The organism is Bacillus sp. FSL R7-0672 (genome assembly GCF_038601465.1).
GTDB classification, from domain to species: Bacteria; Bacillota; Bacilli; order Bacillales; family Bacillaceae; genus Bacillus; species Bacillus pumilus.
Genome location: NZ_CP152010.1, coordinates 1,437,329 through 1,462,091, shown reverse-complemented (window position 1 = coordinate 1,462,091; position 24,763 = coordinate 1,437,329). Strand labels below are relative to the sequence as shown.

Sequence of the window (24,763 nt, the reverse complement as noted above, 5' to 3'; positions counted from 1 at the left end):
TTATCCCACCATTCCCATTAAATATACAACGGTAAAGATGAAGACCCACACAACATCAATGAAGTGCCAATACAGACTTGCCACATAATATTTCGGCGCATTGTATAAATCGAGTCCACGTCTCATATTTCGAATCATAAGAGCGGTAATCCAGCAAAGTCCGAAGGCGACGTGAGCCCCGTGAGTTCCTACAAGTGTATAGAAGGAGGAACCAAGAGCTGAGCTGGTAATGGTAAAATCATACGCATGCACATAATGATAGAACTCATAAATCTCAACCCCTAGAAATGATGCACCTAATAGCACAGTCACGCCAAGCCAAAGCTGCATCTTTTTAAAGGCAAAGTTTTTCATATGATACATTGCATACACACTCGTTAAACTGCTCGTCAAAAGAAGCATCGTGGCAATAAAGACAAGTGTGAGATCAAACATATCCGTTGTTTTTGCTCCGCCTGCATTAGAGTTTTTCAGCGCCAAATACGTGGCAAATAGCGATGCAAACAGAACGGTTTCTCCCCCAAGAAACAACCAGAACCCGACGAACTTATTCTTTCCTTCTAACGTGGCTTTCTCAGGAGAAGCCGGAAAAGTTTCTGCTGTCATTTTTTGTGGTTCCATTATGCTTTCACCCCTTTATCATCGTCATCGGTCAAATCTTCTTTGTGAATATGGTACCCATGATCGTCTTTAAGAGAGCGAACCAGCATGGTCGCAAATGTAATGCCAAGACCAATGAGAATCACTGGAAGCCCCCAGCTATGCTCTTGACGATACATGAAGCCAAACGCTGACACAAATAGACCGAATGAGATAATGACAGGTAAGATGGAATTATTCGGCATGTGAATATCATCGAGCGGTTCAGATGCTGTCATTCCTTTTTTACCATCCATTTTTTCAATCCATAATGGATCTAGTCCTCTGACAAGTGGAAGCTGTTTAAAGTTATATTCTGGCGGAGGTGAAGACACTGCCCATTCAAGCGTTCTTCCGTCTCCCCAAGGATCTCCCGATACACGCTCTCCTTTTGCTGTCGTCCAGATGACGTTAATCAGCAGAATGATAACAGCTACAAACATAAACAGCGCCCCAATCGTACTGACCAAGTTCCCAAGGTCTAACCCCTGACCTGGCAGGAATGTAAAGACTCGGCGCGGCATGCCCCAAAGACCTAGGAAATGCTGAATAAAGAAAGTTAAATGGAAACCGATGAAAAATAGCACAAAGCTAATTTTCCCAAGCTTCTCATTCAGTATTTTTCCAAACATCTTCGGCCACCAGTAATGCACACCAGCTAAAATACCGAATACAACCCCGCCGATAATGACGTAGTGGAAATGCGCCACAACAAAGTACGTATCATGGAACTGATAATCTGCTGCAGCTGCTGCAAGCATGACGCCGGTTACCCCGCCAAGTAAAAACGACGGTATAAAGGCAACGGAATACAGCATCGGCGTTGTAAACTTCACATTACCGCCCCATATGGTGAGAAGCCAGTTAAATACTTTAATTCCTGTTGGCACCGCGATTGCCATTGTGGCTACAGCAAAGATCGCATTGGCAATTGGACCAAGTCCTGTTGTGAACATGTGATGCGCCCACACCATGAATCCAAGGAAACCAATCAATACAGTCGCAAACACCATGGACGAATAGCCAAACAACCTTTTTCTTGCAAACACTGGAATGATTTCAGAAAATATTCCGAATGCTGGCAGGATTAAGATATAAACTTCTGGGTGTCCGAAAATCCAGAACAAATGCTCCCAGATGATTGTATTACCGCCGAGCTCTGGATTGAAAAAGCTCGTATCAAACATTCTATCAAGCATCAGCATCGCAAGCCCTGCTGTAAGTGGCGGGAATGCGAATAAAATCAGTGCTGAAGCGACAAATGTCGTCCAAGTAAAGAGCGGCATTCTCATATACGTCATCCCAGGCGTTCTCATATTAATAATCGTTGCAAGAAAGTTGATTCCGGCAATTAGTGTACCAATACCCGCTATCTGCAAACCTAAAATATAGAAATCCATGCCATGACCTTCTGAATTCAGCGTGAGCGAAGCGTATGCAGTCCAGCCTGCATCCGGTGCCCCGCCCATAAACCATCCTAGATTCAAGAAAATTCCTCCGAAAAAGAACAGCCAAAAACCAAGTGAATTCACAAACGGAAATGCTACGTCACGTGCACCAATTTGAATAGGTACAACCGCATTCATTAATGCAAATAAAAGCGGCATTGCTGCAAGGAAAATCATCGTTGTTCCATGCATCGTCATGACTTCATTGTAAAACCCTGCACTTACAAAATCATTTTCAGGGATGGCTAGCTGAATACGGATTATCATCGCTTCCAGGCCGCCAATTAAAAAGAAAAATCCCCCTGCCACTAAATATAGTACGGCAATTTTTTTGTGGTCAACCGTCGTCAAGTAATCCCATAAGACAGCGCCAAACCCCCGCTTTTTAGCTATAGTACTCACCATGAAATCCCCCTCTTATCTCCCATTTGCCCCTTTTCATATAGATGTCTATTTTAACTTTACACAGACTGTGTCTGACAGATGGCTATTTCTTGGTTGTAGAGACATATTCGGGAGCTTTTAACAAAAACTTCACATCAATTACATACCCTCTTACACATGCTTATTAGAAATTACTCGATTTTAAGTCCTTTTAAATACTCATAAAGTGCATCTGCTTCTGAGTCATTTAATTTAGGGTACGTCCCTGTCATTTTATTCCCTGGTTTAAAGCTCTCTGGATCTTTCAGCCATGCTTTTACGTTTTCTTTGTTCATGTCTTTAATTCCAGCTACTTTCGTTCGCTCTCCGAAGGTTGCAAGGTTTGGTGCTGTCCTTGCCGCTTCCGGCCGTTCATCCCCAGGCTCAACTGCGTGACAGCTCAAGCAGTTTTTCTCTTTAAATAATTTTTCACCTTCAAGGGCGAGATCTTTTGTGGATGTAGGCTTCTTGTAATCAGCCATTTTTTTCGTCCATCCTAAAAACTCATCTTGAGAAAGCGTTTTAACTTTAAAGTCCATTAAAGCATGTGAGGGACCGCAAAGCTCCGCACATTTCCCGTAGAAATATTCTCCTGCATCTTTCGTTCGTTTTGAATCAAAGGTTAAATAAAACTTGTTTTCATTGTCTGTGTTTGTATCAATTTTACCGCCAGCCGATGGAACCCAAAAAGAGTGTTTCACATCAGATGCTTTCAACTTAAAGTAAACCTTTTGATCTGTCGGTACAATCAATTCCTGACTTGTGACAATCCCATAATCAGGGTATTCGAATTCCCACCAATATAAACTGGCTCTTACATTGACAACAAGTGTCTTTTCAGGATCTCGTTTTTTCTTATCCATAGCGCTTGTATCCCCAAGCTCAAGCGTGTATGCCACGACAGGCACAACGAGAATAATGAGGAGAAGAATCGGAATCGCTGTCCACGTAATTTCTAGGTTACGGTTCCCTTCCACCTGCTTTGGAATCGTATCTTCTCCCACTTTAGAACGTTTGAATTTAATGATGACGTAAAAGAAAATGATCGATACAACAATGACGACAAGAACCATAATGAGTGTACTCAGTACCGTTAGGAAAAATTGTTTATCTGCTACTTCCCCAACTGGTTTGAGTGTTGATAAGTATGGTTCACCACAGCCCGCCAAAACGAGCGTCAATAAGAGAAACAGTGAATAAACACGCCATTTTCTTATCATAATTTGTCCCAACCCCTTTTGCTTGATCTCCTTTGCCTTTCGCTTTTTACCTCTTATTTATAAAATCACTTTTCACCCATCCATAACCCCCGCCTCTTATAAAAGCACTTACATTTCCTCTTTTCATAAAAAAATGATGTTTTTACTCAAAATACCATCTATGTATAAACAGAAAGCCGCCTAAATAGAACTGAATATCAGGCGGCTTTCATAGTTGTTAGAAAATGTTGTGTTATAAGATATAGCCTTGTTTTGATGTGATCAAAGTGTATTTTACTCTAGAATAGTGTAATAATAATCATCGCGACGAAAAAGATGGTTAAGTAGTTTAATGAATAAACGAACATGAGCGTTGACCACTTCATGACGTCTTTCATTTTAAAGCCCATAAGGCCAATGACGAGCCATCCAATATTCAGCAATGTGCCAAGTGCGACAATCGGCCATCCTAATCCACCTAAGAAAAATGGAAGAGGGAGAAGACATGCTGTCCAAATGATGATTTGGCGCTTCGTGACTTCAAAGCCATAAACGACTGGCAGCATTGGAATACCTGCCTTACGGTAATCTTCCGTTTTCTTAATCGCAAGTGACAGGAAGTGCGGGATTTGCCAAATGAACATAATCATAAACAAAACCCAAGCCGTTGTATCGATTGTACCTGTGACAGCTGTCCAACCGATTAATGGCGGCACCGCACCAGATACACTTCCAATAACGGTATTAATGGTGTAATGACGTTTAGACCACATGGTGTATAGAACCGCATAAGTAAAGACTCCGATAAATCCAATCACTGCTGATGTTATGGTTGTCATCAGAAGCATGATGAGTCCAAGTACAACAAGCAAAATACCAAATGCATACGCTTGCCCCGGCTGAATTTTACCTGTGACGGTCGGTCTTGTTTTTGTTCTTTCCATAACTATATCAATATCACGGTCAAACGCATTATTAATGGCGCATGAACCGGCAATAATAAGAGAAGAACCAATCATTGTTAACAGCACAATATCAAGATTCCCAAGGAAACTCATATCTGTAAAATAAAAAGCAAGCCACATTCCAGTAAATGTTGTAATGAAGTTGGAATTGACGATGCCCATTTTAATAAGTGCAAGAAAATCTTTCAAAGCTGTGGTTTCTTCTATTTGTCCATGAATAGCTGCTTCCGCGGCTGTTTTGGAATTTGCCAATGTGTATAACCTCCCTTGCCCAAACCTTCAAACTAACAATAAAACGTAAAATCGTTACAACTCTATCATACAAGATAAAGAGCTGTAAAAAAACATCCTATTAAATAATAAACGACAAACTTGAAGTTATTTGTGAACGTTTCGTGAATTTATTAGGATATACGTGTGTTCAGAAGGCGGTGCAATATGAATTATTCTCTCCTCTATTTCTATCAGACTGTGAAAGAAAGATCAAGCACTCTAAATCTGTAAACTTTGTGAACTAACATATCATTTTTTTGTGAACTTTGGTGATTATGAATTGCAACAGAACACGCATTTGGCTTAAACTTGAGAGCATGTGAGGTTTTTCATTTAGATCAGAAGTTTTTTAGAGAAGGTGAAATAATTTGATGAAATTTGCTTTAAGGTTATTGAGCGTGATCACAACGTTTGTGATGCTGATCGTTTTGATTGGTGGTGCGCTTGTGACGAAAACCGGCTCGGGTCTTGGCTGCGGCAGGCAGTGGCCCCTTTGTCACGGTCGTTTCTTCCCTGAAATGAACCCTGCTTCCATCATCGAATGGAGTCACCGCATGTCAACAGGGGTTTCAACCATTCTTGTCTTGGCACTGGCGGTCTTATGCTGGAAAAAGATTAGTCCAGTATTCCGTGAAACCAAATTCTTGGTCATCATGTCGATTATATTCTTACTTCTACAAGCGCTATTAGGGGCACTCGCCGTTGTGTTTGGTTCTAACGCACTTGTGATGGCACTGCACTTCGGTATTTCACTGATTTCTTTTGCTTCAATCTTACTGCTTGCCCTTCTTGTGTTTGAGGCAACCAGATCTGAAACAAAGCTTGTGAAGCCGCTCCATATCGGAAAAAGAATGCAGTTCCATATTTATGGCTTGATCACATATACGTATATTGTGGTGTATACGGGTGCTTATGTGAGACATACAAAATCAAGCCTTGCTTGCTCTGTCTTCCCGTTTTGTTCAAAAGACGGTGCACTTCCAGCATACTTTAATCAGTGGGTGCAAATGTCTCACCGAGCAGCAGCACTTCTTTTATTCGTCTGGATATTTGTTGCGATGTTCCATGCCATGAAACATTATAAAGAACAGAAGCAGTTGTATTATGGATGGATCATTTCAGCCATTCTCATTACACTTCAAGCGATTTCAGGTGTGATGTCTGTGTATTCTCAGCTCGCACTAGGTTATGCGCTGGCTCATTCATTCTTTATTTCCTGTTTGTTTGGAGTACTCTGTTACTTCTGCTTACTCATTGCCCGGTTTAAATATGAAAGCAAAGAACCATTCAAATAAGAATTTGTATCCCCCTTCCATACGGAATGGGGGATTTGTTTTATTGTTGTTTTGCTTCTTCAAATAGCGAAATGGCTTTTTTGCGTCTTTCCTGGTGGTCAACTGCCGGCAGCGGATATGTATCACCTAGCACACATCCCGATTTCAATTGCTCATCAATCGGCATTTTACTTGGTTCATGAATCCATTTTTCATCGACATGCTCCAGCTCTGGTACATATTTTCTAATAAATTCCCCGCTCGGATCAAATCGCTTTGACTGAGTGGTCGGGTTGAAAATACGGAAGTACGGCACCGCATCTGTTCCGACCGAGGCTGCCCACTGAAATCCTCCGATATTTGACGCCTCATCATAATCGACAAGTTTTTTTGAAAAATACGATTCGCCTTTTCTCCAATCAATCAAATAATCCTTTGTTAAAAATGAGGCTGTAACCATTCGCAAGCGGTTATGCATCCAGCCCTCCTCATTTAACTGTCTCATCCCTGCATCAACGAGCGGAAAGCCTGTTTCTCCTTTACACCAAGCTTCAAACAGCGTCTCATCTTCATTCCATTTCATTCCTTGAAACGCCGAATTGATTTCTTTTTCTTTCATCTCAGGATAATGCGCATAAATCATATGATAAAAATCGCGCCATGCCAGCTCTTTGATAAAAGTCTCTCTGCCCTCGTCTTCATAGAGTGCTTCTTCATATATCGCATGGAAGATCATTCGAATCGAAATAGTGCCTGTTTTTAAAAAACGCGACAGCTTGCTCGTTCCAAAAACAGACGGAATATCCCGTTTCTCATGGTAACGCGTTAGTCTTTTTTGGATAAAGTGATGAAGCGTGTTCATCGCTTTGTCTGAGCCGATTTGATCAAACTTCCTTGAGCAGCCCTTTATCAATTCTCGCAGTTTGTCATTTCCTTTTTGCGAAAGTGACTCATCACAAAGCGTATTCTCGCTGCTGAAAAATGATTTGTCAACTTTTATCACAGGCTGCTTCTCTTGCTTCCGCCATGATTGATAGTATGGGGTAAACACTTGATAATGTGACCCATCTGCTTTTAAAATATCCCGCGCCCCGTGAAGGTGTGTATCTTGCCATGTTGACACATGAATGCCCTTCTTTTCTAAAAAATCGGTTACTTGCTTGTCACGCCTTTGGCCCATACCCACTTCATCTTCATTAAAAAAGACGGCTTTGATGTCATACACATCCATGACCTGCTGAAAGGCGCGTAGGACATCATCATGGAGAAGGTGAACATACACTTGAGATTCTCTCGCTTCCTTGATGAAATGCGTCAAGTTTTGAAAGAAATGTTCGTTGTTGATATCCATTTCCATTTCAGTAAAAAATGGATCTAGATGATAAAGAGCCAATAATTTGTACTCATGTTTTTTTGCATATGTGATCGCTTTTGATAAGGCGATATGATCATCCAATCGCATATCTCGGCGAAACCAAATCACGACAATTTCCAACTTTCTTCACCTCAATCTATAGTGTAATCACTCTCACAGGCTGCTGCACATTTTAATGCGCTCAAAAAAGACACATCACGATGGATGTGTCTCACTTATTATTCAGGCCTTAAAACAATCAGCAGATCTCCGGTTTGAATCGGTTCTCCATTTGTCACATGTATTTCATCAACGACCGCAGTGAATGGGGCTTGTACAGTCGTCTCCATTTTCATGGCTTCATTGATCATCAAATGCTCACCTTGCGAGATTTTCTGTCCTTTTTCCACGAGCACTTTGATGACAGTGCCTGGCATTGATGCGGCAATGTGATTTGGATTTGAACGGTCCGCCTTCATTTTTTCTTGAACGGATGATTTGATGCTCTCATCCTTAATCACGACTTCACGCGGCTGTCCATTTAGCTCAAAGTAAAGAACTCTTGTGGCATCTGGATTCGGTTCTCCAATTGACACGAGTTTTACAATGAGGGTTTTTCCTTTTTCAATTTCTACCTCTATCTCTTCACCAAGCCTCATCCCGTAGAAGAACGTTGGTGTGTCAAGAACAGAGATGTCTCCGTAGCTTTCTGCTGTTTGGACAAATTCAGAAAAGACTTTCGGATATAAGGCATACGCAATCGCGTCTTGCTCTGTCAGCGTCAGGTCATGAGATTCTTTGAACTGCTGCTGAATAGCTTCAAAGTCAACTGGCTTCAGCTTTTCACCAGGTCTGACAGTGAGCGGTTCTTCTCCTTTTAAAATCAGCTTTTGCAATTTTTCAGGGAAACCGCCATGCGGCTGGCCTAAATAGCCTTTAAATAGTTCCACAACAGAATCCGGGAAGTCTAAAGTTGCTCCTTTTTCATAGACATCTTCCTCTGTTAAATCATTTTGCACCATATAAAGTGCCATGTCTCCGACTACTTTAGAGGATGGTGTCACCTTCACAATATCACCAAACATGTCATTCACACGTCTGTACATTTCTTTTACTTCGTTCCAGCGGTCGCCAAGTCCGACACCTTTCGCCTGCTGCTGCAAGTTACTATACTGACCGCCAGGCATTTCATGCTCATAAATTTCTGTATGCGGCGAATTCATGCCGCTTTCGAACTCATGATAGTATTTTCTGACAGAATCCCAGTATTGAGAAAGGTGTTCGACAGATTGGACGTTCATGTCTGGCTTTCTTTCATGTCCATCTAAAGCATAGTACAGTGAGCTTGCGCTTGGCTGCGATGTAAGTCCTGCCATAGAGCTGACGGCAACATCGACAATATCAACACCTGCATCAATTGCCCTTGCATAGATGAACAGTCCATTTCCACTCGTATCATGTGTATGAAGATGGATTGGGATGGTCAGTTCATCTTTTAAAGCAGATACAAGCTCGTAAGCTGCCTGCGGCTTTAATAATCCCGCCATATCTTTAATACCTAAAATATGTGCACCGGCAGATTCAAGCTCTTTCGCAAGAGATACATAATACTTAAGATCATATTTCGGACGAGATGGATCAAGAATATCCCCCGTATAACAAATAGCTGCCTCAGCCACTTTGCCTGATTCACGAACAGAATCTATGGCAAGCGTCATGCCTTTGACCCAGTTTAAGCTATCAAAAATACGGAACACGTCAATGCCTGCCTCAGCCGATTCCTTTACAAATGCTTTAATTACATTATCTGCATAGTTTGTATATCCGACAGCGTTTGATGATCTTAAAAGCATTTGGAACAAGGTGTTCGGAACTTCTTGACGAAGCTCTTTCAGCCTTTCCCAAGGATCTTCTTTTAAGAAACGATACGCAACATCAAATGTAGCACCGCCCCACATTTCCATACTGAATAGCTCTGGCCATAACCCTGCTGTTGGCTGGGCAATTTTCTTTAAATCGCGAGTTCTGAAGCGGGTCGCAAGCAGAGACTGATGCGCGTCCCTAAAGGTTGTATCTGTTAAAAGGACGCTCTTTTGTTCTTTCACCCAATTGGCAAGGCCCTCAGGTCCATGCGCATCTAACAATTGTTTAGTCCCAGATGGCATCTCTTGCTTGAGAGGAAGCTTCGGTACAATAGGCTTGTCAAAATGAGGCTTCTTTTTCTCTGCAATACCAGGGAACCCATTAATGGTCACGTTACCAATATAAGTCAGCATCTTCGTTCCACGGTCTTTTTGTTTTGGGAAATTAAATAGATCTGGGGTTGAATCGATAAACGACGTATCGTATTCCCCTTTTAGAAACTTCTCATGCTTTGCCACGTTTTCAAGAAACGGAATGTTTGTTTTAATTCCGCGAATCCTGAATTCCTGTAAATTACGGACCATTTTTGCAGCAGCCTGATCAAATGTGAGCGCCCATGTGGACAGCTTGACCAATAATGAATCGTAATAAGATGTAATGACCGCACCTTGGAAGCTGTTCCCAGCATCTAAGCGTACACCAAATCCCCCACCTGAACGGTAGGCCATAATTTTTCCTGTGTCCGGCATAAAGTTATTTAAAGGATCCTCTGTCGTGACCCTTGATTGAATGGCAAATCCATGTGTGAAGATATCTTCTTGCTTTGGTATTCCGACTTCATTGCTATGGAGATCATGGCCCTTTGCGACAAGAATTTGGGTTTGTACGATATCGACACCTGTGATCATTTCTGTGATCGTGTGTTCCACCTGTACCCTAGGATTGACTTCAATAAAATAAAACTCACCATTTGCGACTAGGAATTCTACAGTCCCAGCGTTAATATACGACACATTTCGAGCCAGCTTAACAGCCGCTTCGCAGATGTCCTCACGTAATTGATCTGTAAGAGATACACTTGGCGCAACTTCAATGACCTTTTGATGACGCCTTTGGACAGAGCAGTCACGCTCATATAAATGAATGATATTGCCGTGATTATCACCAATCACCTGCACTTCTATATGTTTCGGATTTTCAATCAGTTTCTCAACATATACTTCGTCATTTCCAAAAGCAGCTTTCGCCTCTGACTTTGCACGGTCATAGCCTTCATTTAGCTCCTCTTTTGATCTGACAATCCGCATACCCCGGCCGCCGCCGCCTAGTGAAGCTTTAATAATAAAAGGGTAACCGTATTCTTCACCGAATTTTTCGACTTCTTTGACCGAATCAACTGGTCCGTCACTTCCTGGAATGACTGGAATTCCAGCTTTTTTCGCTTCTTCTCTTGCCTTTACTTTATCTCCAAACATATCTAAATGCTGAGAAGTTGGACCGATAAATTGAATGCCTTCCTCTTCGCATCGTCTTGCAAAATGAATATTTTCAGATAAAAATCCGTAACCTGGATGGATCGCATCCACATCATTTCGTTTTGCAATTTCGATGATCCCCTCGATATCAAGGTAGGCATCAATCGGTTTTTTTCCTTCTCCAACTAGATATGCTTCATCTGCTTTATAGCGATGATAAGAGCCCGAGTCTTCTTTGGAATAAATGGCTACTGTACGTAAATTGAGCTCCGTACAGGCCCTGAAGACTCTGATAGCAATTTCCCCTCTGTTTGCAACTAGAACCTTTTGAATTGTTCTCTGTGACATTTCTCACTCCTCCATATCCCTTAAAATTTTATATGTACTCTATAATAAAGGAAGAAATGAAAACTGTACACTTTTGTTTTCTAAAGATTCAAAGTTTTCTGCAATCCTTTTTTTTGAACTGATGGCTTGCTCATTGATTTTTTCTTTTTGTAACGCTCTTTATATTCAGTAAACATGCTGATATTCAGCAATATTCCCATACAACCGCTCAGTAAAATGATGGACGATCCCCCGTAGCTAATAAACGGAAGAGTGACCCCAGTAATCGGAATCAGACCTGAAACACCGCCTAAATTAATGCATGTTTGGATCGCAATCATGGAGGAAATTCCTATTGCAAGCAAACTTCCAAATGGATCTTCACACTTTCTTGCAATATAAAAACCTTTCACGACGATGAAGCCAAGGAGAGCGAGTACAAAAAATACTCCGAAAAAGCCAAGCTCTTCTGAAATGATGGCCATGATAAAATCTGTGTGCGGCTCTGGAAGATACCCGTACTTTTGAACGCTTTCTCCTAGACCCAGTCCAAAAAAGCCGCCTGATCCAATGGCGTAATAGGAATTAATCAATTGATGTCCAGTATCCCCTGCATCTTTAAAGGGATCTTGGAAACTCTCAAAACGCCCAAGGCGATTTTGCGTGAATATTTTATCCCAGAACAGAATAATAAATGGGGTTACGATGACCATCACGGCACTAAATAACGCCAACAACTTAGCAAGTGTTTTCCCGCTAAACCCTGAGCATAAAATCATGGCAAGAGCAATCATGCCAATGATAAAGGCTGTCCCATAGTCTGGCTGCAAAATGATAAATCCGCATAAGATCGAAACAATCACGATTGGAGGTGTGACTCCTCGTAAAATATGATCAATATAATGCTGCTTTTTTGCATACACAGCAGCAAGATAGATAATAACGACAATCTTCACAAATTCCGCAGGCTGAAGACTGAATGGACCTACTTTAATCCAGCTTCTTGCGTTCCCTGCAATATGACCGCCAAAGTACACATAGATGAGGGAAAAAACGGATAGCAGCAGCATACCGATTTGAAATTTCTTATTTGAAAACAGCTGATATGGAACTAATGCTGTAAAGAGCAAGATGACCGCTCCAACGATCATAAATAAAAGCTGTTTCTTAAAAAAATTATCTGGCGCGGCATCGTATCTAATCACAGATGTAATCATACTTGAGCTATACACCATGACCAAACCGAATGCGCTAATTAAAATAATGGCGAACAATAATGAGTAGTCATACGATTTTAGCATTCTCTTTAACATATAATCCTCTTCCTAACGTCTGTTTCTACTGCTTGATATCCTCTTAGCTGTTTTTATTCTACTACATTTTCTCTGTTTGATCTCGTTTTACCTCTTTTATATTGTTCGTCATTCATGAAAGAATCAAGTCCGTTTGACATGAAACAATGAAAAGAAAATAGAGGACAAAAAAACTCAAACTTATGTTAGGGAAGTTTGAGTTTTCAATCATTATTTTTTTGTGAACGCATCATGAAGTGCGGAAAGCTCTCTCTCAAGTTTATCGAGAAGTTTCTTACCTTCATGTTGATCAACTAATCCAAGCCGGACAGCAAAATCAATTTCTCTCGATAATCCGAACATTTGAGTATCTAAAACCTCTTCATAAAGAGGACATTGCGGCATCGTTAAGTTGTCCATTTGCACTTGGATCAATTTTAAAATTTTATCTGCATCCAATTTTAATAAAGACAGTGCTTTTTGCCGATGATCGACTAAAATTTCTGACGCCAAAAGTATCCCTCCGTTCCCCAGGCGAGTACCTAATTCTTCTATTTATCATAAAGCGAAACGCCCAAAATTGCAAGCAGATTTGTACAGTTCGCTTTGTAAAAATAAAAAGAAGCCCTGCTTCATTAAAAGATACTCATCTCGTATTTTTCACTCATCAGCTCAAGCAGCTTAATCCCAGCAATACTATTCCCTTTTTCATCCAGAGCCGGACCGAAGATACCGATTCCAAAATCATATGGTGCAGCTCCCATAATCCCTCCTGAGACACCGCTTTTTGCAGGAATTCCGATGTTAATGGCAAATTCTCCGCTCGCATTGTACATGCCGCACGTCACCATAAAGGTTTTACAAATTCTAGCGACATCTTTTGAAAGAATTTGCTTCCCCGTTTCTGGATGTCTGCCGTCTAATGAAAAAACACAAGCAATTTTCGCCAAATCCAAGCTGTTCATCATGATGGCACATTGTTTCGTATAGACGTCCATGACTTCCTCTACGTTCCCTCTAATAATATGATATTGCTTCATATAATAGCACATCGCCCGGTTAATCATGGATGTCTCAAATTCGGAGGCTGCTGTTTCCTTGCAGTATGTAATGCTTTTGTCATTTGCAAGCTCTCTAATGAAGCTAAGCAACCGGCCCAGCTGATCTTGCGGAGTCGCTCCTCTGATTAAACTCGTGACTGCGAGCGCCCCTGCATTAATCATTGGATTCAGCGGTTTATTCGGACTCGCTGTTTCCAGTTTGATCATTGAATTAAACGGGTCACCTGTTGGTTCTTGTCCAACAAATTGAAAGACTTTTTTTGGCCCTTCTTCTGAGAGCACAAGCGCCAGTGCTAATACTTTTGAAATGCTTTGAAGGGTAAATCGTTTATCTACATCTCCAGCTGAGTGGCACGTATTGCTCACATGATACACAGCCACAGATAAATCCGTCTGATCCGCTTTGCCGAGAGCGGGAATATAGGATGCTACTTGACCATCTTTGGCCACTTTTTTTGCTTCTTCTACAAATCGCTGAAGCTCTTCATTGTCGCGACATGCCATGCCTCATACACTCCCTATCGTTCATGTACGATTAGTGTGTACAAGGTGCAGCATGTTTATGAAAGTGACAAAGCGGGAGAAAACTTCTATAATTTATGTTGGAAAGGGGTTGTCTTGAACATGAGCATCATTCAAATCAAGGGGAACGTACAGTACAAGATCACCATTGATCCAAGTGTATGGATTTTTGATGACCGTAAATTTTTAATGGATTCATTCTTTGAAAAAAATGCAGCAAGTGAAGAGAAGCAGCTAGATCAGGAGCTTGACCAAGAGCGGGTTATAAGAGAAGGTCAAACTCTTCCACCCACGTTAAAAACAGAGAAGAAGTACGAAAAGGAAAGACTCGTCACAGGCAGCTTCGGGATGAAGCTTGGCGATATGCTAAAAAATGCTGAGCCGCTTGAACATGCGGATACATGCGAATTTGTCACAGAAACAGGTACAATTGCTGTGCCGCTTTCTCAGGCAATGGAAAGCATTGCTCATTTCAGCCAACATGGTAAGCCAATCACAGAAGAAGGACCAATCCACGTCTATTTCGCGAATCAGTCCAACCTCACTCAGCCGATAAAAGGTGTCAAAGAGCTCATCATTACATAAGAACAGAGGGTCTGGACTATAGCAAATCAGCGGCAAGCTGTGCAAGTCCAGACCTTTCTCCTTTGACAAGCTTGACATGTCCAGATATTTGCTGCCCTTTGAACCGTTCAATCACATACGTAAGCCCATTATTTAAGCTGTCTAAATAAGGGTGATCAATTTGCTCTGGATCTCCCATCAGCACAATTTTACTTCCCTCTCCGACTCGCGTTAATAATGTTTTCACCTCGTGCTTAGTTAAATTTTGCGCCTCATCAATGATAATAAATTGATCAGGTATACTTCTGCCCCGAATATACGTCAATGCTTCGACTTGAATAGATCCAATTCCAGCCAAAATCGCATCAAGCTCACCCGGCTTTTTTGTATTAAATAAAAACTCTAGGTTGTCATAGATCGGCTGCATCCATGGTCTGAGCTTTTCTTCCTTTTCTCCAGGCAAATATCCTATATCTTTCCCAACAGGCACGATGGAGCGCGCCACGATCAACTTTTTAAACATACCGAGGTCCTCTGTCTGCATTAATCCGGCAGCAAGTGCAAGCAATGTTTTACCAGTCCCCGCTTTTCCAATCAGTGTCACGAGCGGAATGTCACGGCGCAAAAGCAGCTCGAGTGCCATCGTCTGCTGGACATTCTTTGGACGGATTCCCCAAATATGCTCTTGATCATAAACGAGACGTTTTACATGCTCTGCCTTTTGATCAAGCATTCCTAAAGCAGAACCACCTTCATTTCCCTTCATGATGACAAATTGATGAGGGTTGAATGGTGCGCTTGTGACCTCTTTTATTGGTAATTGATTTTGCTTATAAAATGTATTCAATTGCTCAGTCGGAATGTAGAGCTCATGATAGCCATTATCGATGTCCTCATTTTGCAAAACACGGTCACTTAAGAAGTCTTCTGCTTGAAGCCCTATAGCATCCGCCTTTACCCGCACTAACACATCCTTGCTGACCAAAATAACAGGCCTGCCATGAGGCTTTGTTTCTTCCTCTAAGCTTAAATTTTTCGCGACTGCCAAAATTCGATTATCGTTCGTTTTTTCAATAAAAATTTCTTGAAGCTCATGAAAAGAGCGGTGATTCAGTTCAATGCGCAACGTCCCATTTGACTCTAGTGTAATTTTTTCATGCAGTTTCCCTTTCGATCTTAAACCGTCGATTAGGCGTGAGACGCGCCGGGCATTTTGTCCAACCTCGTCCATATATCTCTTTTTTGAGTCTACTTCTTCTAACACAACGGCTGGTATGACGACCTCGTTGTCTTCAAATGAAAAGATTGAATTCGGATCCTGTAATAACACATTTGTGTCTAATACATAAATTTTACTCAGGTCCTTCGCCTCCTGATCGGGGTTTCATTCATCCTTGTCTTTCCCAAAACGATTGTTAAAATATATGTTTTCATGAATAAAGTTAGAAGGTTAATTCAACAATAAAATAAATCATGCAGTTTGTGAAGGAGGGAATACAGATGCGACTATTTTTGACATTATTCATGATTCAAGCCATCATTCTGTTGGGCGCTTGCCAGCAGCAGGAAAAGAGAGAGGCACTAGACAAGCAAGATGGTCGCCAGCACGTAGTACGGGTGTCAGACTCAACGAAGAAAAAGACCAATCAAGACCGGTCATCCTCAGATGTTGCGCAGCATCTTGTCAAAGTGACAGAGCACGTAGCAGATGTCAATGATGCAACGGCGATCGTCATCGGCCGCTATGCTGTTGTTGGTATTGATGTAAAAGATGATTTAGATAGAAGCAAAGTAGAAACCATTAAATATTCTGTTGCAAAAGCACTGAAAAATGATCCGGAAGGTGCGAATGCTGTTGTGGTCGCTGATCCGGATACAGTCAGCCGGTTAAAAGAAATGGGCAAAGAAATACAAGCAGGCCGTCCTGTCAGTGGGATTATGGATGAACTAGCCGCCATCGTCGGCCGCGTGATGCCAGAGATGCCGAGAAATGAAATTGATCGCCACGAAACAGATCCGACAAATGAGCCGAATGATCAGCTCAAACAAAATGATCAAAAGCAGTTAGACGAACATCAAAACGATCAATCAAACCATCATATGAATCAGAAGAAATAAAGAGAACGGCTTATATCTCCTGTGATATAAGCCGTTTTCTACGCTGATTTTAAGTAGCTGGAAAACATGCTATAATAAATGCAATAAGTGAGGTGAAAAGGATGAGAGTGAAGTGCTCAATATGTGAGAAGCTTGAAACCATTGATGATGATACACTCATTGCTAAGCGGTTAAGAAATCGACCGATTCATACATATATGTGCGATGACTGTCAGGAACGTATTAAAGTAAAGACAGAAGCACGCATCAAGACTGGCAGATTCTCTCTTTATCAAGATCCTGCGACGAAAGAGAAAAAGAAGAAAAAAGGAAAAAAAGAACAAAAGACATAAAAAAAGACCTGACACAAGTTCAGGTCTTTTTTTACGTATTCACTGTTCCTTCTTTTTTCGCACGATGCAGCCTGATTTTATAAATAATCAAAATGACAGCTGCCACGACTAGACCTTCCGCTACTGGCAGGAAGATTCCTAGAAATGTGAGAAACGTGCAGCCAAAAATCAAAAACAAGTAAATCACGAGTGCTTTTAAAATCGGTAAACGTCTAGCAAAGCCGAGCTTAAAAACAATAATCGCTAAAACAAGGATGGTGCCATATAGGAGCCACATCCCTGTTTGCGGATTTTCATCGACACGAAACAGCATCGCGAAAAAGGATAGATTTTCACTTACTTCCTGATCATTCAAAAAGATTCCCTCCCCTTATCTTTCAGGGTTCTATCTCTTTAATTCTTCATGGAATTAAGATAATCCTGCTAGCTTTTTCTTCTTCGCTGATTTCTCACGTTCGTTTTTATCTAAAATTTTCTTTCTTAAACGAATTGATTCAGGTGTAACCTCACAGTATTCGTCTTCATTCAAGTACTCAAGAGATTCCTCGAGCGACATAATACGTGGTTTTTTCATGCTCACCGTTTGATCTTTCGTCGCTGAACGTACGTTTGTTTGTTGTTTCATACGGCTTACGTTGACAACAAGATCGTTCTCACGGTTATGCTCACCAACAATCATTCCTTGGTATACTTCAACACCCGGCTCAACGAAGATCACACCGCGCTCTTCAACGCCTTGGATTCCGTAAGCAGTCGCTTTACCTGTTTCCATTGAAACAAGTACTCCTTGACGGCGTCCGCCGACTTGACCAGATTGCATTGGCTGGTAGCTGTCAAACGTATGGTTCAAAATACCAAAACCACGAGTTAATGAAAGAAATTCAGTTGTATATCCGATTAAACCACGTGAAGGCACTGTAAAGATCAGGCGAACTTGACCATTCCCATTATTGATCATGTCAATCATTTCACCTTTTCGTGCGCCCATTGATTCCATGATAGAGCCAGTGTGCTCTTCTGGTACATCAATTTGAACGCGTTCAACAGGCTCACATCGAACACCGTCAACTTCTTTTACAATAACTTCTGGCTTCGATACTTGTAATTCAAATCCTTCACGTCTCATATTCTCAATAAGAATGGATAAGTGAAGCTCTCCGCGTCCAGATACAACCCACGCATCAGGTGAATCAGTTGGATCAACACGAAGACTAACGTCTGTTTGAAGCTGCTGCTCTAAGCGCTCTTCAATTTTACGTGATGTTACGTATTTTCCTTCACGGCCTGCAAATGGGCTGTTGTTCACAACAAACGTCATTTGAAGTGTTGGCTCATCAATACGAAGGATTGGCAAAGCCTCTTGGTGTTCAACAGGACAAACCGTTTCACCTACGTTGATGTCTTCCATTCCAGAAACAGCAACAAGATCTCCTGCTTTCGCTTCGTTGATTTCCACTCGTTTTAACCCTTGGAAACCAAAAATCTTTGTCACACGGAATTGTTTCACACTGCCGTCAACTTTCATTAAGGCTACTTGCTGTCCTACTTGCATTGTTCCTCTGAATACACGGCCGATCCCAATTCTCCCAACATAATCATTGTAATCAAGTAGTGCCACTTGGAATTGAAGCGGCTCTTCATGGTTATCAACTGGGCAAGGGATATGGTTAACAATGGCTTCAAACAAAGATTCCATGTTTTCATCTTGCTTGCTCGCATCGTTACTTGCTGTACCATTGATTGCTGATGCATAGACAACTGGGAATTCAAGCTGTTCTTCTGTTGCATCCAATTCAATGAACAAGTCAATTACTTCATCGACTACTTCAGCCGGGCGAGCAAAGTCACGGTCAATTTTGTTGACAACAACGATTGGTGTTAAGTTTTGCTCAAGTGCTTTTTTCAGCACAAAGCGTGTTTGAGGCATACAGCCTTCATAAGCATCCACAACGAGAAGTACACCATCTACCATTTTCATGATACGCTCAACCTCACCACCGAAATCGGCGTGTCCTGGTGTATCTAAAATATTAATGCGTGTATCTTTATAATGGATCGCAGTATTTTTAGCTAAAATCGTAATACCGCGCTCTCGCTCTAAATCATTTGAATCCATGGCTCTCTCAGCGATATTTTCATTCGCACGGAAAGTACCAGCTTGATGGAGCAATTGGTCAACAAGCGTCGTTTTACCATGGTCAACGTGGGCAATAATTGCGATGTTGCGAAGATCTTTTCGAAGTTTCACATTTTCATCTCCTAAAATAATTAGATAACTTTCATATTATATCACAATCCCCTTTAAATGCCGATCGTTTTTCTGTAAACTTATATTAACTCTAAAAAAAGGGATGGAGAAAAATGAAACAAATCAAATGGCTTCTATTATTATGTGCATTACTTGCGGTTGTCAGTATGGCGTTTATTGGGGTAACTCTTGCAGAAAAAAACGTGCTGGGTATTTGTCTAAGTATTGTGTTTGCCATGATTTTCATGGGTACAGGATTTACATTAAAAAGAAAATTAAACGTGCAATCATAAAATTTCTAAAAAGCCTTTTACATTCTACATGTAGAAGGCTTTTTATTTCGAGTAAAAACAAGACCAACCACCTATGAAAACCCGAGTAATCAGACTGAAAATAGCATGTAGACTTGGCAAATATAAGCAATCTGAACCTCTTCATTTTTCGACAAGAACTTTTATAGTTCTCCAAAATCAAACACAAAGTTACAATTTTCCTATTCTTCCACAAACTTTCTCATGGTATGCTGTTCTTGCAACAAAATTTAACAGAAAAGGGAGAGAAAAGAAGCATGAAGAAGATTTTGAGCAAATCGCTCAGCTCTGTTGTATTTTTCGCTTTAGCTATTATTCTTACTTTCACAACAGTAGCTCCTGGGCAAGCAAGCGCTGCAACTTTCAAAGGGATTCCTTTCGAGCAGCAGCAAGTCATTAAAGAATTATTGGAGAAAAACGAGCGTGTCATCAACATTCTCATCAACTCATTTGTTGAGGAAGACAACAACTACACATTTGATGTGAAAAAAGCTGTTGAGCTCGGACTAACTGAAGAAGAAGCGGCGACTGCTGAGAAATTCTTAGATCGCGCAGCTGTTCTGACAATCGTTTTCAGTGAAAGCATCACTAAAAACGAAAAAGGAAAATTGGTTTTTGATGCAGCGAAAGCTGTTGAACTTGGTCTTACAAAAGAAGAAGCAGCTAAATTTGAAAAGCTGTTGAAATCAGTGATCAGAATTGCTGATCTTGCTGGTGATGCACTTGTTTTAGACAAAAAAGGTAATGTTGTCATTGATTCAAAAATCGCAAAAGGTATTGGATTCAGCTCTACTGAATTACTTGTTTTCAACCAAATGCTGAAGAAAATTCCTCAAGAGCAATTAAAATCGGTCTATGATGCAATTCAAATTGCTAAAGAAAAATTAAGCTAAGCTCGAAAACCCCCATCTGGATCGCCCAGATGGGGGTTTTTTTATTTCAGCCAATAAAGAATGATCATCTGGCTTTTTCATATCGATAGCCAGTTGTGCTTCATTAAAAAGTTTCATCAAATAAACCAAATCACTTCATTCTCATGAAGTGATTTGGTTTATTTTTTATTTCCACTGCCTTTTATGTAATCGTTCAAGATTTTTTTACAAACGGATCGATTTCCGGCGACGATACTGTTTTTGTCTAAAAACGTTAGGCGTTCTCCGTGTATATTTGAGTAGACTGCCCCTACTTCATCAAGAAGCACACAGCCTGCTGCATAATCCCACGGTGCAAGCCTTAACGTGACGTATGCGTCACTTCTGCCGCTTGCGATATAAGCGAGCTCCAAGGCAGCTGATCCAATCGTTCTCGTCCCTCTCACATCACGCACAAGACGGGCGAACGGTTTAGCATCAAAATAAGGGCTTTCAATCGCCCATGTCGGGTTAATGCCAACGATGGCTTTTTCAATCGCTACATCTTTTAATGGAGGAAGTAGGGTATCATTCATATAAGCCCCTTCTCCTTTGATCGCATGGTAAAGCTCGTCATGAATGACGTCATAAATGAGACCGATTTTCCCAATGCCATTTTCAAATATCCCGATTGAAATGGCAAAGTTGCGTTTTTGATGGACAAAGTTCATTGTGCCATCGATTGGATCAATGATCCACACGATCCCATCCAGTGAGGTCACCTCTTCCCCTTGTCCCTCTTCACCTAAAATATGATGATCTGAAAATGTCGATTGTATCTTTTCAATGAAAAAACGTTCTGTTTCTTTATCGATATTTGTGACAAGATCATTTGGATTTGATTTTGTTTCAATTGATAGACCTTCCTGCATGGATGCTTTAATACGGCTTCCTGCTTCTTTTACCCAAAGCTTTGCAAGACGGTCAATTTCCACCCAGTTTGTCATCAGACTGTAAACCTCTTTTCTATGTAATACCTATTTGTAATAGCATACTGATATTATGTGCGTAAAAGCAAGAAAAAAGCAGCTTCATACAAAAACGAACCGATGAATTGGTTCGTTTTTACCTCACCTTGTTTTACCCTTTAAGCTGCTCCCATTCTTTTCTTAGGCGCTCAAGCTTTCGTTTGCTGCGTTCGATTTGGATGTCATCTTTTTGCTCGATGGCTTCATGAAGCGTAGAAAGCTCATAGTCCACCTCTAATCTCCACACAGCGATGCGATTCTTATTCTCCTGTCTATACCCCTGCTTCACGATTTGCTTCATTTGGTCAACGCCCCTTCCAGAGAATGATTCATTCCTTGTCAGTTTTCATTGATAAAAAATTCAATCGATAAGAGAATTGGTTCTTGCTTATATCGTATGAAGCGATCGCATAACCGCAACGACATTCTGAAAATTGTGTTTTTACCTATTTGTTATGTACCACAAAATCGTTGTTTTTAAACGCTGCCCTTCTTCCTCTACAATCTTTGATCCGACGGTGCATCTTTTTTTGAGCTTAACCCAAGCTATGATAAAATATGATCAGTGAAAGAATACAGGAGGCATAATATGAGTGAAATGCGTTTTAGAGATGAAGATTTTGAGACATTTACAGTTGACGGTTTAGATGAACGAATGGTCGTATTAAAAGAAAGAGTCCGTCCAAAGCTTGAGGCGCTTGGTGAACACTTTGCACCACTTCTTTCTTCTATTACAGGAGACGAAATGTTTGTACACGTCGCAAAGCATGCTAGAAGATCAGTCAATCCGCCAAATGATACGTGGGTTGCTTTTGCAAACAGCAAGCGTGGGTATAAAAAACTCCCTCATTTTCAAATTGGGCTTTGGAAAACACATGTCTTTGTATGGTTTGCTCTTATTTATGAATCTCCTGTGAAAGGCGAATATGGTCAGCTATTTGAAAAAGAACTAGACACCATTCAGAAGAAAATACCGCAAGATTTTGTTTGGTCTAAAGATCATATGAAACCAGATGTCATGCGTCACAGCGAGCTCGATGCAGAACAGTTGAAAACGCTGTTTGAACGTGTCCAAACGGTGAAAAAAGCCGAGCTCCTTTGCGGCATTCAGTTGCCTAGAGAAGAAGTCGTTCAAATGAATAATGAAGAATTTTTATCAAAAATCGAAGATGCCTTCCGCACGTTGACTTATCTATACCGCTTTACACAAAAACAATCTGTATAAAAAAAACGAGCCCATCTAGGCTCGTTTTTTCTTACATACGTATAATGGCGGACTCTTCTGCCTCTCTTGCCGTTTTCACTGTACGATAAGGAGAATACCCGCTTTCCTTTTCAAACGTTGCACAATGCGTCTTTTCTTCTGCTTTTGATGGCACAATCTCTTTAAAGCGTTTATAAGTATCTAATAACTCCTGTTTCGCTATTCCTTTTTCATAGGCTTTTTCAACAGCTTGAAAAAACGAAATAACCGCAATTTTTTCCTCTGTTGTCCAGTCGACGTCCATTGGATATTGATATTCCATTTACTTGTCCCTCACTTTAACACTCATTTCTTATTTGAACTTTTATTATAGCATCTGTTCGATCAGAAACCGATTGATTTTATGCTTTACATTCCGATCAGTTCATAATATAATTCTTTTGTTTTATGCAATGAAATCTGTCGTTATTGGCACAATAATAGCAGGTATTTCGATGAAGGTGGGAAAGCAATTGTCACAACATGATACACCCTTATACACTGGACTAAAAAAACACGCAGCAACCAATCCAGTTCAATTTCACATTCCTGGCCATAAAAAAGGAGCCGGAATGGACCCTGAATTTAGAGCATTCATTGGCGACAATGCACTAAGCATTGATCTCATTAATATAGAACCTCTCGATGATTTACACTCACCTCGAGGAATGATAAAAGAAGCACAAGATTTAGCTGCTGAAGCCTTCGGTGCTGACCATACGTTTTTCTGTATTCAAGGAACAAGCGGCGCCATCATGACAATGGTGATGACCGTATGCGGACCTGGGGATAAAATCATCGTTCCGCGTAACGTCCATAAATCGATTATGTCCGCGATTGTATTTTCTGGCGCAGTTCCTGTTTTTATTCACCCAGAAATAGACAAAGAGCTTGGCATCTCTCACGGCATTACACCAGAATCAGCGAAAAAGGCTCTCACGGAGCACCCAGATGCAAAAGGTCTGCTTGTGATTAATCCGACGTATTTTGGCGTTTCAGCAGACTTAAAATCGATTGTAGACATTGCCCATTCATTTCATGTGCCTGTCCTTGTCGATGAAGCACACGGCGTGCATATTCATTTTCACGATAAGCTCCCGCTATCTGCCATGCAGGCAGGTGCCGACATGGCAGCAACAAGTGTCCACAAACTCGGCGGTTCCCTGACCCAAAGCTCTATTTTAAATATGAAGGAAGGGCTTATCTCAAAAGATCGCGTGCAATCGATTTTGAGCATGCTGACAACAACGTCTACTTCTTATTTGCTCTTGGCGTCACTTGATGTCGCTCGAAAGCGATTAGCTACTGAAGGAAAGGCACTAGCAGATGAAGCCATCCGTTTAGCTGAATCAGCGAGAAACCGTTTGAATCAAATTGATGGCATTACGTGTATTGGCAAGGAAATACTCAGTTCAGCTTCTACGTATGATTATGATCCAACGAAATTAATTATTTCAATTAAAGACCTTGGCCTCAATGGCCATGATGTCGAAAAATGGTTGAGAGAAAGCTACCGGATTGAAGTGGAGCTTTCTGACCTTTACAACATTTTATGTATTGTGACCCCTGGTGATTCTGATGAAACAATCGATACGCTTATAACGGCTATGAAAGACATTGCCACAACCTCTACAAGTGAGAGCGGCACACAACCGGTAACAGAAGTACTGCTGCCTGAGATTCCATCGCTTGCCATGACGCCGCGTGATGCCTTTTACGCCACAACTGAAGTGGTTCCGTTAAAAGAAGCAGCTGGCCGCATCATCGCAGAGTTTGTCATGGTGTACCCGCCAGGCATACCTATTTTTATACCAGGAGAGATTATCACAGAAGAAAATATCTCCTATATCTTTAAAAACATTGAAATTGGTCTCCCTGTCCAAGGACCAGAAGATTCAACGCTAGAAATGATCCGCGTGATTAAAGAACAGAAAGCAATTTTATAAAAAAGAA

Annotated in this window: 23 protein-coding genes; 8 read left to right on the top strand and 15 right to left on the bottom strand. The window is 41.1% G+C overall.

Annotation, left to right across the window (positions count from 1 at the left end; translation table 11 throughout):
* From ctaE to cyoE, 4 genes are all read right to left on the bottom strand, one after another.
* Window positions 1–624: a cytochrome c oxidase subunit III gene (ctaE, locus tag MKY18_RS07210; protein ID WP_088001578.1), complete on the bottom strand. Its 624-nt coding sequence runs from the start codon at window positions 622–624 to the stop codon at window positions 1–3.
* Complete coding sequence (gene ctaD / locus MKY18_RS07205; RefSeq protein WP_065097220.1) at window positions 621–2,492, bottom strand: cytochrome c oxidase subunit I; 1,872 nt, start codon at window positions 2,490–2,492, stop codon at window positions 621–623. The genes ctaE and ctaD overlap by 4 nt, the downstream gene beginning before the upstream one ends.
* Window positions 2,493–2,662: 170 nt before the next feature.
* Window positions 2,663–3,730, bottom strand: coding sequence for a cytochrome c oxidase subunit II (coxB, locus tag MKY18_RS07200; RefSeq protein WP_003212202.1), 1,068 nt, complete (start codon window positions 3,728–3,730; stop codon window positions 2,663–2,665).
* Window positions 3,731–4,008: 278 nt separating this feature from the next.
* Window positions 4,009–4,926, bottom strand: coding sequence for a heme o synthase (gene cyoE / locus MKY18_RS07195; RefSeq protein WP_106067379.1), 918 nt, complete (start codon window positions 4,924–4,926; stop codon window positions 4,009–4,011).
* Between the two features lie 392 nt (window positions 4,927–5,318).
* On the opposite strand from cyoE, the gene MKY18_RS07190 reads away from it, so the two are divergent.
* Window positions 5,319–6,242 (top strand): heme A synthase, encoded by a 924-nt coding sequence (locus tag MKY18_RS07190; protein WP_065097218.1) that lies wholly within the window; start codon window positions 5,319–5,321, stop codon window positions 6,240–6,242.
* A 40-nt stretch (window positions 6,243–6,282) separates the two neighbouring features.
* On the opposite strand, the gene MKY18_RS07185 is transcribed toward MKY18_RS07190, so the two are convergent.
* From MKY18_RS07185 to glsA, 5 genes are all read right to left on the bottom strand, one after another.
* Entirely contained in the window at window positions 6,283–7,716 is a 1,434-nt protein-coding gene (locus tag MKY18_RS07185) for a deoxyribodipyrimidine photo-lyase (protein ID WP_106067378.1), read from the bottom strand.
* 98 nt (window positions 7,717–7,814) lie between these two features.
* Complete coding sequence (gene pyc / locus MKY18_RS07180; protein WP_342497793.1) at window positions 7,815–11,261, bottom strand: pyruvate carboxylase; 3,447 nt, start codon at window positions 11,259–11,261, stop codon at window positions 7,815–7,817.
* An 80-nt stretch (window positions 11,262–11,341) separates the two neighbouring features.
* Window positions 11,342–12,553, bottom strand: a complete 1,212-nt coding sequence (gene ftsW, locus MKY18_RS07175) for a putative lipid II flippase FtsW (protein ID WP_185107969.1) — start codon at window positions 12,551–12,553, stop codon at window positions 11,342–11,344.
* Window positions 12,554–12,763: 210 nt separating this feature from the next.
* On the bottom strand, window positions 12,764–13,045 hold the full coding sequence (locus MKY18_RS07170; protein WP_034318078.1) for a YlaN family protein: 282 nt from the start codon (window positions 13,043–13,045) through the stop codon (window positions 12,764–12,766).
* 122 nt (window positions 13,046–13,167) lie between these two features.
* Window positions 13,168–14,097: a glutaminase A gene (glsA, locus tag MKY18_RS07165; RefSeq protein WP_003211229.1), complete on the bottom strand. Its 930-nt coding sequence runs from the start codon at window positions 14,095–14,097 to the stop codon at window positions 13,168–13,170.
* Between the two features lie 120 nt (window positions 14,098–14,217).
* Between glsA and MKY18_RS07160 the strand changes: the two genes are divergently transcribed.
* On the top strand, window positions 14,218–14,700 hold the full coding sequence (locus MKY18_RS07160) for a peptidyl-prolyl cis-trans isomerase (RefSeq protein WP_185107971.1): 483 nt from the start codon (window positions 14,218–14,220) through the stop codon (window positions 14,698–14,700).
* 16 nt (window positions 14,701–14,716) lie between these two features.
* On the opposite strand, the gene MKY18_RS07155 is transcribed toward MKY18_RS07160, so the two are convergent.
* Window positions 14,717–16,039 carry a PhoH family protein gene (locus tag MKY18_RS07155; RefSeq protein WP_106067375.1) on the bottom strand — a complete coding sequence of 441 codons (1,323 nt, stop codon included), beginning with the start codon at window positions 16,037–16,039 and terminating at the stop codon, window positions 14,717–14,719.
* Between the two features lie 140 nt (window positions 16,040–16,179).
* On the opposite strand from MKY18_RS07155, the gene MKY18_RS07150 reads away from it, so the two are divergent.
* Window positions 16,180–16,797 carry a YhcN/YlaJ family sporulation lipoprotein gene (locus tag MKY18_RS07150; RefSeq protein ID WP_065097215.1) on the top strand — a complete coding sequence of 206 codons (618 nt, stop codon included), beginning with the start codon at window positions 16,180–16,182 and terminating at the stop codon, window positions 16,795–16,797.
* A 101-nt stretch (window positions 16,798–16,898) separates the two neighbouring features.
* The gene (locus MKY18_RS07145) at window positions 16,899–17,129 is read left to right on the top strand and encodes a YlaI family protein (RefSeq protein WP_111911433.1); all 231 of its coding nucleotides are present in this window, start codon (window positions 16,899–16,901) and stop codon (window positions 17,127–17,129) included.
* Between the two features lie 31 nt (window positions 17,130–17,160).
* Here MKY18_RS07145 and MKY18_RS07140 read toward each other — a convergent pair whose 3' ends face one another.
* The gene (locus tag MKY18_RS07140) at window positions 17,161–17,484 is read right to left on the bottom strand and encodes a YlaH-like family protein (protein WP_080773040.1); all 324 of its coding nucleotides are present in this window, start codon (window positions 17,482–17,484) and stop codon (window positions 17,161–17,163) included.
* Between the two features lie 54 nt (window positions 17,485–17,538).
* Window positions 17,539–19,377 (bottom strand): translational GTPase TypA, encoded by a 1,839-nt coding sequence (typA, locus tag MKY18_RS07135; protein ID WP_044142019.1) that lies wholly within the window; start codon window positions 19,375–19,377, stop codon window positions 17,539–17,541.
* A 113-nt stretch (window positions 19,378–19,490) separates the two neighbouring features.
* Between typA and MKY18_RS07130 the strand changes: the two genes are divergently transcribed.
* Both MKY18_RS07130 and MKY18_RS07125 read left to right on the top strand, forming a co-directional pair.
* Window positions 19,491–19,670, top strand: a complete 180-nt coding sequence (locus tag MKY18_RS07130; RefSeq protein ID WP_003211596.1) for a DUF5325 family protein — start codon at window positions 19,491–19,493, stop codon at window positions 19,668–19,670.
* Window positions 19,671–19,945: 275 nt separating this feature from the next.
* Window positions 19,946–20,581 carry a hypothetical protein gene (locus MKY18_RS07125; protein WP_044142020.1) on the top strand — a complete coding sequence of 212 codons (636 nt, stop codon included), beginning with the start codon at window positions 19,946–19,948 and terminating at the stop codon, window positions 20,579–20,581.
* 158 nt (window positions 20,582–20,739) lie between these two features.
* On the opposite strand, the gene MKY18_RS07120 is transcribed toward MKY18_RS07125, so the two are convergent.
* Complete coding sequence (locus MKY18_RS07120) at window positions 20,740–21,546, bottom strand: inositol monophosphatase family protein (protein WP_342497792.1); 807 nt, start codon at window positions 21,544–21,546, stop codon at window positions 20,740–20,742.
* A gap of 133 nt (window positions 21,547–21,679) precedes the next feature.
* The gene (locus tag MKY18_RS07115; RefSeq protein ID WP_106067373.1) at window positions 21,680–21,868 is read right to left on the bottom strand and encodes a hypothetical protein; all 189 of its coding nucleotides are present in this window, start codon (window positions 21,866–21,868) and stop codon (window positions 21,680–21,682) included.
* A gap of 288 nt (window positions 21,869–22,156) precedes the next feature.
* On the opposite strand from MKY18_RS07115, the gene MKY18_RS07110 reads away from it, so the two are divergent.
* Complete coding sequence (locus tag MKY18_RS07110) at window positions 22,157–22,792, top strand: DUF1054 domain-containing protein (protein WP_003211740.1); 636 nt, start codon at window positions 22,157–22,159, stop codon at window positions 22,790–22,792.
* Between the two features lie 31 nt (window positions 22,793–22,823).
* Here the strand turns inward: MKY18_RS07110 and MKY18_RS07105 are convergent, their stop codons facing one another.
* On the bottom strand, window positions 22,824–23,093 hold the full coding sequence (locus MKY18_RS07105) for a UPF0223 family protein (protein WP_065097212.1): 270 nt from the start codon (window positions 23,091–23,093) through the stop codon (window positions 22,824–22,826).
* 190 nt (window positions 23,094–23,283) lie between these two features.
* Between MKY18_RS07105 and MKY18_RS07100 the strand changes: the two genes are divergently transcribed.
* Window positions 23,284–24,756: an aminotransferase class I/II-fold pyridoxal phosphate-dependent enzyme gene (locus MKY18_RS07100; RefSeq protein ID WP_106067393.1), complete on the top strand. Its 1,473-nt coding sequence runs from the start codon at window positions 23,284–23,286 to the stop codon at window positions 24,754–24,756.
* Window positions 24,757–24,763 lie beyond the last annotated feature (7 nt).

Coding starts and splice junctions, on each gene's coding strand:
- MKY18_RS07145 (WP_111911433.1), top strand. CDS start 16,899: ATGAGAGTGAAGTGCTCAATATGTGAGAAGCTTGAAACCATTGATGAT.
- MKY18_RS07130 (WP_003211596.1), top strand. CDS start 19,491: ATGAAACAAATCAAATGGCTTCTATTATTATGTGCATTACTTGCGGTT.
- pyc (WP_342497793.1), bottom strand. CDS start 11,261: ATGTCACAGAGAACAATTCAAAAGGTTCTAGTTGCAAACAGAGGGGAA.
- glsA (WP_003211229.1), bottom strand. CDS start 14,097: ATGGCATGTCGCGACAATGAAGAGCTTCAGCGATTTGTAGAAGAAGCA.
- MKY18_RS07105 (WP_065097212.1), bottom strand. CDS start 23,093: ATGGAATATCAATATCCAATGGACGTCGACTGGACAACAGAGGAAAAA.
- MKY18_RS07125 (WP_044142020.1), top strand. CDS start 19,946: ATGAAGAAGATTTTGAGCAAATCGCTCAGCTCTGTTGTATTTTTCGCT.
- coxB (WP_003212202.1), bottom strand. CDS start 3,730: ATGATAAGAAAATGGCGTGTTTATTCACTGTTTCTCTTATTGACGCTC.
- ctaD (WP_065097220.1), bottom strand. CDS start 2,492: ATGGTGAGTACTATAGCTAAAAAGCGGGGGTTTGGCGCTGTCTTATGG.
- MKY18_RS07120 (WP_342497792.1), bottom strand. CDS start 21,546: ATGACAAACTGGGTGGAAATTGACCGTCTTGCAAAGCTTTGGGTAAAA.
- MKY18_RS07110 (WP_003211740.1), top strand. CDS start 22,157: ATGAGTGAAATGCGTTTTAGAGATGAAGATTTTGAGACATTTACAGTT.
- MKY18_RS07115 (WP_106067373.1), bottom strand. CDS start 21,868: ATGAAGCAAATCGTGAAGCAGGGGTATAGACAGGAGAATAAGAATCGC.
- ftsW (WP_185107969.1), bottom strand. CDS start 12,553: ATGTTAAAGAGAATGCTAAAATCGTATGACTACTCATTATTGTTCGCC.
- MKY18_RS07160 (WP_185107971.1), top strand. CDS start 14,218: ATGAGCATCATTCAAATCAAGGGGAACGTACAGTACAAGATCACCATT.
- MKY18_RS07150 (WP_065097215.1), top strand. CDS start 16,180: ATGCGACTATTTTTGACATTATTCATGATTCAAGCCATCATTCTGTTG.
- MKY18_RS07190 (WP_065097218.1), top strand. CDS start 5,319: ATGAAATTTGCTTTAAGGTTATTGAGCGTGATCACAACGTTTGTGATG.